The 8,583-nt window shown below is 54.1% G+C and carries 7 protein-coding genes; 4 read left to right on the top strand and 3 right to left on the bottom strand.

Annotation, left to right across the window (positions count from 1 at the left end; translation table 11 throughout):
- Nucleotides 1–241 precede the first annotated feature (241 nt).
- From AAC035_RS15250 to AAC035_RS15265, 4 genes are all read left to right on the top strand, one after another.
- Nucleotides 242–2,380 (top strand): adenosylcobalamin-dependent ribonucleoside-diphosphate reductase, encoded by a 2,139-nt coding sequence (locus AAC035_RS15250; protein ID WP_339805636.1) that lies wholly within the window; start codon nucleotides 242–244, stop codon nucleotides 2,378–2,380.
- A gap of 27 nt (nucleotides 2,381–2,407) precedes the next feature.
- Nucleotides 2,408–3,100 carry an NrdJb gene (locus tag AAC035_RS15255; RefSeq protein WP_339805638.1) on the top strand — a complete coding sequence of 231 codons (693 nt, stop codon included), beginning with the start codon at nucleotides 2,408–2,410 and terminating at the stop codon, nucleotides 3,098–3,100.
- Between the two features lie 340 nt (nucleotides 3,101–3,440).
- On the top strand, nucleotides 3,441–4,694 hold the full coding sequence (locus AAC035_RS15260; protein ID WP_339805639.1) for an ATP-binding protein: 1,254 nt from the start codon (nucleotides 3,441–3,443) through the stop codon (nucleotides 4,692–4,694).
- A gap of 42 nt (nucleotides 4,695–4,736) precedes the next feature.
- Entirely contained in the window at nucleotides 4,737–5,330 is a 594-nt protein-coding gene (locus AAC035_RS15265) for a hypothetical protein (RefSeq protein WP_339805641.1), read from the top strand.
- Nucleotides 5,331–5,579: 249 nt separating this feature from the next.
- Here AAC035_RS15265 and AAC035_RS15270 read toward each other — a convergent pair whose 3' ends face one another.
- The 3 genes from AAC035_RS15270 to istA form a co-directional block, all read right to left on the bottom strand.
- Complete coding sequence (locus AAC035_RS15270) at nucleotides 5,580–5,975, bottom strand: hypothetical protein (protein WP_339805643.1); 396 nt, start codon at nucleotides 5,973–5,975, stop codon at nucleotides 5,580–5,582.
- Nucleotides 5,976–6,226: 251 nt separating this feature from the next.
- Nucleotides 6,227–7,030, bottom strand: coding sequence for an IS21-like element helper ATPase IstB (gene istB, locus AAC035_RS15275; RefSeq protein WP_339805645.1), 804 nt, complete (start codon nucleotides 7,028–7,030; stop codon nucleotides 6,227–6,229).
- Nucleotides 7,027–8,211: an IS21 family transposase gene (istA, locus tag AAC035_RS15280; protein WP_339805647.1), complete on the bottom strand. Its 1,185-nt coding sequence runs from the start codon at nucleotides 8,209–8,211 to the stop codon at nucleotides 7,027–7,029. The genes istB and istA overlap by 4 nt, the downstream gene beginning before the upstream one ends.
- Nucleotides 8,212–8,583: the final 372 nt, after the last annotated feature.

Genomic DNA, 8,583 nt, shown 5'->3' on the forward strand with positions numbered 1-8,583 from the left:
CTTCCCTTGGGGCATCTGGCTTCCCCGGTTTGCAACCACTTATCCATACTTTTTCTGCACAAGAAAGCGCTGATTTATAGCGCCGCCGTTCTTCACAGAACACTACATCCTGTCTATACTCCCCCCTAATCTAACAAGATATAGTGTTTGGCCGTATTCCCCAGAGAATAGCCGATCACGCAGTGAGCCCCGCAACGGCGGGGTTTCAACCGGCAATAATATGAGGATTTCAAGGGTGGCGATGAACGCGAAACTACAGGTAGTAACCACAGACATTCCCATGCAGGACGCTTCACTGGATATCTGGAGCAGCAAGTACCAGCTCAAGACCAAAACCGGTGAGCCTGTAGACACCACCATTGAAGAAACCTACCACCGGGTGGCCAAGGCCCTGGCCCAGGTGGAGGCCAAAGCCGACCGCGACAAACACATGAAAGACTTCCTGTGGGCGCTGAAACACGGTGCCATCCCCGCCGGCCGCATCACCTCCAACGCCGGTGCCGAAGCCCACAAGCCAGCCACCTCCACGATCAACTGCACCGTGTCTGGCTCTATCAACGACTCCATGAACGACATCCTGGAGAAAAACCACGAAGCAGGCCTTACCCTGAAAGCCGGCTGTGGTATCGGTTATGAGTTCTCTACCCTGCGGCCCCGTGGTGCCTACGTGGCCGGCGCTGGCGCCACCACCTCTGGCCCGCTGTCGTTCATGGATATCTTCGACCGCATGTGCTTTACCGTGTCCTCTGCCGGTGGCCGCCGTGGCGCCCAGATGGCCACCTTCGACGTGCACCACCCGGACGTGATCGAATTCATCCAGGCCAAGCGTGAAGACGGCCGCCTGCGCCAGTTCAACCTCTCCCTGCTGATCACCGAAGACTTTATCCAGGCCGTTCGCAACGACGCCGACTGGAACCTGTCCTTCCCGGTCACCCAGAAGGAGGCCGAAGAAGAGCAGCTGGACCTGAACGACAGCAGCCAGTTTGTATACCGTGACTTCCCGGTCCAGAAAGGCTACGTGGTCAACGAAGAAGGCAAGGTGGCGTGCCGCATCTACCGCACCCTGAAAGCCCAGTTCATCTGGGACACCATCATGGCCTCCACCTACGACTACGCCGAGCCGGGCTTCATCCTGATCGACAAGGTCAATCAGATGAACAATAACTGGTTCTGCGAAGACATCCGCGCCACCAACCCCTGTGGCGAGCAGCCCCTGCCCCCTTACGGCAGCTGCCTGCTGGGCTCGGTGAACCTGACCATGTTTGTGGACAACCCGTTCACCGACAAGGCCAGCTTCAACTATGAGAAGTACCGCAAGGTGGTGGCCATCTTCACCCGCATGCTGGACAACGTGGTGGAAGTGAACGGCCTGCCACTGAAAGAGCAGCAGCACGAAATCAACTACAAGCGCCGTCACGGCATGGGCATTCTCGGCCTGGGTTCCACCCTGGCCATGCTGCGCATGCCTTACGGTTCTGACGAATCGGTACAGTTCACCGAAGACGTGGTCCGCGAAATGGCCGTCGAAGGCTGGCGCCAGTCCCTGGCCCTGGCTGAAGAAAAAGGCCCGGCGCCGATCATGAACGACGACTTTGAAGTGACCCCGAAAATGCTCACCAAGTGTCCGCAGCTGTCTGCGGACGGCTACAAGCTGGGTGACAAGATCAAGGGCCGGGTGCTGCACGCCAAATACAGCGCCTACATGCAGCTGATCGGCAATGTGGAGCCGGAGCTGATCGAGCAGCTGGCGGAGAAAGGCGGGCGTTTCACCCACCACACCTCCATCGCCCCTACCGGCACCATCAGCCTGTCGCTGGCCAACAACGCCAGTAACGGCATCGAGCCCAGCTTCTCCCACCACTACGCCCGTAACATCATTCGGGAAGGTCGCAAGACCAAAGAGAAAGTGGATGTGTTCTCCTTCGAGCTGCTGGCCTACCGCCACCTGATCAACGCCGGTGCCATGCCCTTCTCCGAAGACGAAGACAAGAAGCTGCCGGCTTACTTCACCACCTCCGATGACGTCACGCCCACCCAGCACGTGGACGTACAGGCGGCGGCCCAGAAGTGGGTGGACTCATCCATCTCCAAGACCGCCAACGTACCGACAGACTTCGCCTTCCCGGCCTTCAAGAACATCTACATGTACGCCTACGAGAAAGGCCTGAAAGGCTGCACCACCTTCCGCTTCAACCCGGAAGCCTTCCAGGGCGTACTGGTCAACGAGAAAGACCTCGAAAACACGCTGTACGAGTTCACCCTCGACGACGGCAGCAAAGTGACCTTCAAGGGCAACGAAAAGATTGAATACGACGGCGAAACACACACCGCCGCCAATCTGTTCGACGCGCTGAAAGAAGGCACTTACGGTAAATATTGATCCGGGAACTGACAGGAATACATGACCATGACTGCAAAGATTACCAACAAGATTGTCGGCTACCGGGTCAAGAAAGCGGAGCCCGTGGAAGACCAGACCAAAGCCCAGGCGGCTGCCGCCGCAAAGCCGGTGATGATGAATGAAACCATCGAACGGCCGGACTTTCTGCTGGGCACCACCTACAAGATCAAGCCGCCCATCGGCGAGCACGCGATGTACATCACCATCAACGACATCCTGCTGAACGAAGACACCGACCACGAAAGCCGGCAGCCCTACGAAGTGTTCATCAACTCCAAGTCCATGGAGCACTTCCAGTGGGTCATCGCCCTCACCCGGGTTATCTCGGCGGTGTTCCGTAAAGGTGGCGACGTCACCTTCCTGGTGGAAGAACTGCGCTCGGTGTACGACCCCAACGGCGGCTACTTCAAAAAGGGCGGCGTGTTCATGCCCTCCTTGGTGGCTGAGATCGGCGCGGTGATCGAACGACACCTGAAGGCCATTGGCCTGATTGAGAGTGACGAGCTGAGCGATGTGACCAAGCGGATCCTGGCGGAGAAGCGGGCGGAGTTTGAGGCGGCGCAGCAGCCTTCTAATGATGATACGGCCAGCGAGTATCCGGCTAATGCCAGTCTTTGTAATAAGTGTAGTACCAAGGCTGTGGTTATGATGGATGGGTGTGCTACTTGTTTGTCTTGTGGGGATAGTAAGTGTGGTTGATTGGTTAATCACCCACATGATGTAGTACGAGAAGCCCGGTTGGTTTTACTGATCGGGCTTTTTTGTTGGAGCATCATGATGTGATTTTGATGGTTTTTGTGTGGGTGATGACGCTTTTTATGGATATGCGCCGGATATTTAGCCGTTTTTGGCGGCATATTCGAAATCTACCGACGTTTTGTCGTTTTTTGTGGAATGGACATGCAGGTTTTTCGGGATTTTTGATCATAACGTCTTGAATTATGGAAGTTTAATGATTTCTCTCGGCACCGGAACCGTCCAGACATATTGCCACTTTTGACGTAGAATAAACTGTTCTACATAGTAAATTGAGGATTGTATGGACCCGTTCGATATTGAGAAAGAAAAAAGGATTCTAAGTTCTGGCGTAAGAGATATTTTTACCCCTTATCAACCGATAATGAGCCATGGCCTGTTCTATGGTAGGTCCAAGGAAATAACTGCAATAATTCAACAGATAAACACCCCAGGCCAGCATTCTATATTATTTGGAGACCGAGGCGTTGGTAAAAGCTCTTTAGCCAACGTCGTTGCAGAAACACTTAAGCCATTAAAGAATGATAATCTCATAAAAAAGAGATGTGATAGTGACGATACTTTTATAACGATTATCGAAAAGTTATTAAATGAGGTTGGGATCGACCTGCAAGTAAGTTCGTCCCAACAGCAAAAGGCAGAAGGTGGGAAAGTTGGAATAAAAATTCCTGTATTTGATGCAGGAGTAGAGTCAAAGAGCACGGATACAGTTAGCTTAAAGGGAGTATCAGATCGCGCTAACTCCCCGAGCTGGGTGGCAGAGAAGGTAAAAGATATCAATGCGTTATTTTTACTCGATGAAATCGATGTTATTGGAAAAGAGGAAAAATGGAAGGTTGCAGAACTAGTTAAACAGCTATCTGACGAAGGATCTCCTTTAAAATTCTTGATCGTGGGAATTGCTGAAACGGCCAGTGAATTGACTCATGGTCATAAATCTGTCCAACGTTGTTTGAAGGAGACTCCGCTACCTAAACTGAGCGATTCTGAGGTTAAAGGAATTATTGAGGAAGGCGGAACTCGGATCGGCGTAAAGTTTTCTCAATCAGCAATCAGGAAGATCGTCAACGTAAGTGCAGGGTATGCTCATTTTACACATCTGCTTTCCTTGAAAGCTTCTGAAAAAGCTATCGGTGAGGGACGAGGCGAAATAGCCTTGGGGCACATACAAGCAGCAACGGACGATGCGTGCGGCGACGCAGAGGGAGTCTTGAGGACCGCGTACAACGAAGCCACTAGATCCTCCAATACTGAAGAGTTTCGGAAAATATTAATAGCAGCCTCGTCTATAACTGATGTGGAATTTAAATCATCATCCCTACGGCTGGCTTATGAGAGATTATGGGGAGTAGAGATCAATCAAGGCTGGCTAAATAATTACCTCCAAAAGATTGTCTCAGATGGAAATCACACAATTCTGCGCCGCTTGGCAAAAGGCGTATATAAATTCAATGATCCAAGAATGCCAAGCTACATTAGGCTTGCTAACTTAACGTTACTTCCTGATGTAGAACAAGAAAATACAGCCGACCGCTAAAGCGCCGGCTGATTTTGGCGTTAAGAATTGTATGGAGATGGCATGAGACGTTTTTACCATTGGTGCAGGCGCGCATGGCCACTATGGGCTAGTTTAATGGTCATAGCGGCTCACCTCACTGTGGTTAGTACGTTTCCTCAGCAATCATATGAGATCAATGGGGCATTTTCTATTGCCATGCAGGTTATTGGTGGTTTGCTTGTCCTCTATTCAATAGACAGCACGCTTGGTCTAGTGCGCGAAGAAAGCATTTTCCGGGTTATTACGAAGTGGCTTCAAGACTGTCCAATATGGAGCAAGCCAAAAGGCGTTGAGGTGTCGGTGAGTTCAGCGGCCAGCGCATCGGCTTCATTTAACCCCCGCGTCAAAACAGTAGCATCATCGCTACCTGATCGTGTAACCGAGCTCGAAAGGCAAGTAGAGGAAGTGTATCGAGAAATGGATCGCAAAACTCAAGCTTTGAAAGAGTCGATATCTGAAGCGAAGGGGCAACTTTCAGCAAGGATTGGAGGAGCTGAGTCCGCCATTCGAGGCGTGGAAAAAAAGCTCGATACTACAATGCTTAGTGGTATCAAACAGCAAGTATTTGGGGTGGTGATTGCTATTTATGGTGCAGGTTTGGGGTATTTTTCTTAACAATCGGCTGCACGGCGACCGATTTTCCGCCGCTTCGCGGCTCCGAGAACCATGGACAGGCACTCCCAAAGAAGAAATCCTGAAACCCTCTCCCTAACACCGACAGCGGCCGTCCATAACCACTACTCCTGCCCCCTTGGCCGCAATTTCACCAACTTCGCCAAAACCCGACCTGTTTCCCCGAATTCAGGCCAAGCGAAGCCCCCGGCTATTGGCCCGTGCGTTGTTTTCGCTCTTCTGGGTTGGGAATCAGGCCGCTCTTCGTCGCCTGCCCTGCTCCCCCCGCCGGTTCTGGGCATAGCGGGCCTCAAATTCGCAGGCCTCACTAAGCCACTCGTCCTGGGATAGCCCCAGTCGGGAAAGGATCGGTGGTAAGGATACGGGTATTGCGCCGCGCTTTGTCGGATGAATGATCCGGCCGGTGTAATCCACCAGTTCCAGATAATCTCGCAGGCTGAACAGAATGCCGCGCTGCAGGTCTTTCCGTTCATTGCCCTCAAAGTTCTGCAACGGTTTGAGCGATACCGGAAACTGACGCAGATAACGGGAATCCAGCTGGGCCTGAATGGCCTGTGCCAGATCAAACTGCGGGGCCAGACGTTCCTTGATGCTGGTGTGGTCAGACGCCTCTGGTGTCTCGGCCATGGCTGCTCGCACTGGGTTCAGATCTACATAAGCCATGCAGCTCAGTAGAGCCTGCTCGGAGTAGAGTGGTGTGGACAGGCACTTCGGAGTAGAGTGGTGTGGACAGGCACTTCCAAAGAAGAAAACCCGATACCCTCTCCCTGACACCGACAATGGCCGTCCATAACCACTACTCCTGACCCCACTGGCCACAATTGTCAACAACAGTGAGTTTTGACCGCATTTTATCAGTTTAGATTGTCCGGTTTTCATCAGTTTTCAGTGACCGCTTTTTGAGTGTCTGGGTCGTCAGATTCCTCCTGTTGTTGAGTAGTACCGGGGACGAGTCCGGCCTTTCGTTTGTCCTTCAACCGATAGCTTTCACCTTTGATGTTCAGTGTCGTTGAGTGATGCAGGAGCCGGTCCAGGATGGCCGTGGCAATGACCTGATCCCCGAACACCTCGCCCCAGTCCATAAAGCTCTTGTTGGAGGTGAGTATGGTGCAGGCTCGCTCGTAACGGCGATTGATCAGCCGGAAGAACAGGCTGGCTTCTTCCCGAGTCATGGGCAGGTAGCCGATCTCGTCCAGGATCAGGACCTTCGGGTAGCTCAGCTGTTGCAGTTGTCGGTCCAGCCGGTTTTCCTGCCGCGCTTTCATCAGGGTGCTGACCAGACGGTCCAACGTCATGAACAGGACGCGATGGCCCGCTTCCGCGGCCTTCACGCCCAGCGCCACGGCCAGGTGGGTTTTTCCCACCCCGGGCGGCCCCAGCAGAACGACGTTCTCATTACGCTCCACGAACCCCAGCCCGGACAGGTCCCGTATTAGTTTGCGGTCGATGCTGGGCTGGAAGCTGAAGTCGAACTGCTCCAGGGTTTTGATCCAAGGCAGCCGGGCCTGCTTCAGGCGGGTATCCAGGCCTTTCTGGTGGCGGCCACCCCATTCCTGGGCTAGGGCCTGTTCGAGGAACTCCCGGTAGTTCAGATCCTTCTTGCTGGCATGCTCACAGAGACTGTCCAGCGTGGCTTGCAGGTGGTCCATTTTGAGCCGATCGAGGAGTTGGTCCAAGTTCATTGGAGCACCTCCTCATACACCGCCAGGCTTCGGTGCTGCACCGGCATCACGTCCTGCCACAAGGGGGTGTGATGGTCCTGAATGGCCTGCCAACCGTCCTTGCGATCCGTCAGTCGGTGGCGAGCCACTTCCTGGCCACGGATGTCATAGACGGTCAGTTCATCGTCCAGGCTGATGCGGATCGTGACCTGCTGACCGCAGCATGGCGACGGCACACTATAGCGGTTGCCCCGGACATCGATGTAGGCATCCCAACTGACATGGCGGACATCGTAGTATCGCGTGTCGAAGTCCGTTGCCGGCCTTGCCAGCAGGTGGGGTTTTTCGGCCTCGAACCGCTCCAGCGGTGTCTGCTGGAACTGCCTCAGCAGCCTTTGATGAGCACAGGTCGTCAACCAGTGCTCCAGCAACTGGTTCAGGTGCGCGTAGCTGTCGAAGCTGCGATACCGCTGGAAGAAGTGGTGCTTTACGTAGCCCACCATCCGTTCGGTCTTGCCCTTGGTTCTGGGGCGCTGAGGCCGGCAGGCCTTGGCGACAAAGCCGTAATGGTTGGCCAGTTCCAGGAAGCCGGTATTGAAGGTGACCTTGCCATCGCGATCATGACGAACCACCGCCGCCTTCTGGTTATCCACCAGCACGCTGGCAGGAACGCCATCAAAGTACCGGAAGGCCTGCACCAGGGACTCGTAGGTGTGTTCGGCATCCTGGCGTGAGCCGGCCCAGACGTGAAGGTATCGGGAGTACCCCAACACATTCACCGCGATGTTGACGGTACACATCCGGCCACCGACTTCGGTTCGGATCTGCCCCCAGTCATGCTGGAGCTGCTTGCCCGGCTGCGTCTCATAGCGAACCGTTTGCTTGCTGGCTCGAAGGGGGCGTTTGGGCTGGATGTATTCACGAACCAGCGTTGAGGAACCGTTGTACCCTTGTTCCCGTAACTGCTGAAAAATGACCTCGGCGTTCCAGACCTCATTGGCCAATTGCTGATCGATAAAGGTCTTGAAAGGGTCCAGCTTGCTGGGTCGGCGATGCTTGGGCTTGCCTGTGGGCGGGGCTGGAAGCGCCAGGTAGCGACGCACCGTGCGTTCTGAACAGCCAATCCGGTGGGCAATGTCCACGATGTGTGCCCCTTGTACCCGTAGTTGCTTTATCATGAGAAAGTCCTCTCGGCTTTGCATGATTCTTTTCCTTTCAGGTTTCGTCACCTTCAAGAAAAGAACATGCGGGGTCGGGAGGACAATCTATCCTGACAATTTACGGACTTTTAGCACTGTTGCTGACACAATTTCACCAACTTCGCCAAAACCCGACCTGTTTCCCCGAATTCAGGCCAAGCGAAGCCCCCGGCTATTGGCCCGTGCGTTGTTTTCTCTCTTTTGGGTTGGGGAATCAGGCCGCTCGCCTTCGCCTGCCCTGCTCCGCCCGCTGGTTCTGGGCATAGCGGGCCTCAAATTCGCAGGCCTCACTCAGCCACTCGTCCTGGGATAGTCCCAGGCGGGAAAGGATCGGTGGTAAGGATACGGGTATTGCGCCGCGCTTTGTCGGATGAA

The organism is uncultured Marinobacter sp., from assembly GCF_963974375.1.
In the GTDB taxonomy this organism is placed as follows: Bacteria; Pseudomonadota; Gammaproteobacteria; order Pseudomonadales; family Oleiphilaceae; genus Marinobacter.

Coding starts and splice junctions, on each gene's coding strand:
- AAC035_RS15250 (WP_339805636.1), top strand. CDS start 242: ATGAACGCGAAACTACAGGTAGTAACCACAGACATTCCCATGCAGGAC.
- AAC035_RS15255 (WP_339805638.1), top strand. CDS start 2,408: ATGACTGCAAAGATTACCAACAAGATTGTCGGCTACCGGGTCAAGAAA.
- AAC035_RS15260 (WP_339805639.1), top strand. CDS start 3,441: ATGGACCCGTTCGATATTGAGAAAGAAAAAAGGATTCTAAGTTCTGGC.
- AAC035_RS15265 (WP_339805641.1), top strand. CDS start 4,737: ATGAGACGTTTTTACCATTGGTGCAGGCGCGCATGGCCACTATGGGCT.
- AAC035_RS15270 (WP_339805643.1), bottom strand. CDS start 5,975: ATGGCCGAGACACCAGAGGCGTCTGACCACACCAGCATCAAGGAACGT.
- istB (WP_339805645.1), bottom strand. CDS start 7,030: ATGAACTTGGACCAACTCCTCGATCGGCTCAAAATGGACCACCTGCAA.
- istA (WP_339805647.1), bottom strand. CDS start 8,211: ATGCAAAGCCGAGAGGACTTTCTCATGATAAAGCAACTACGGGTACAA.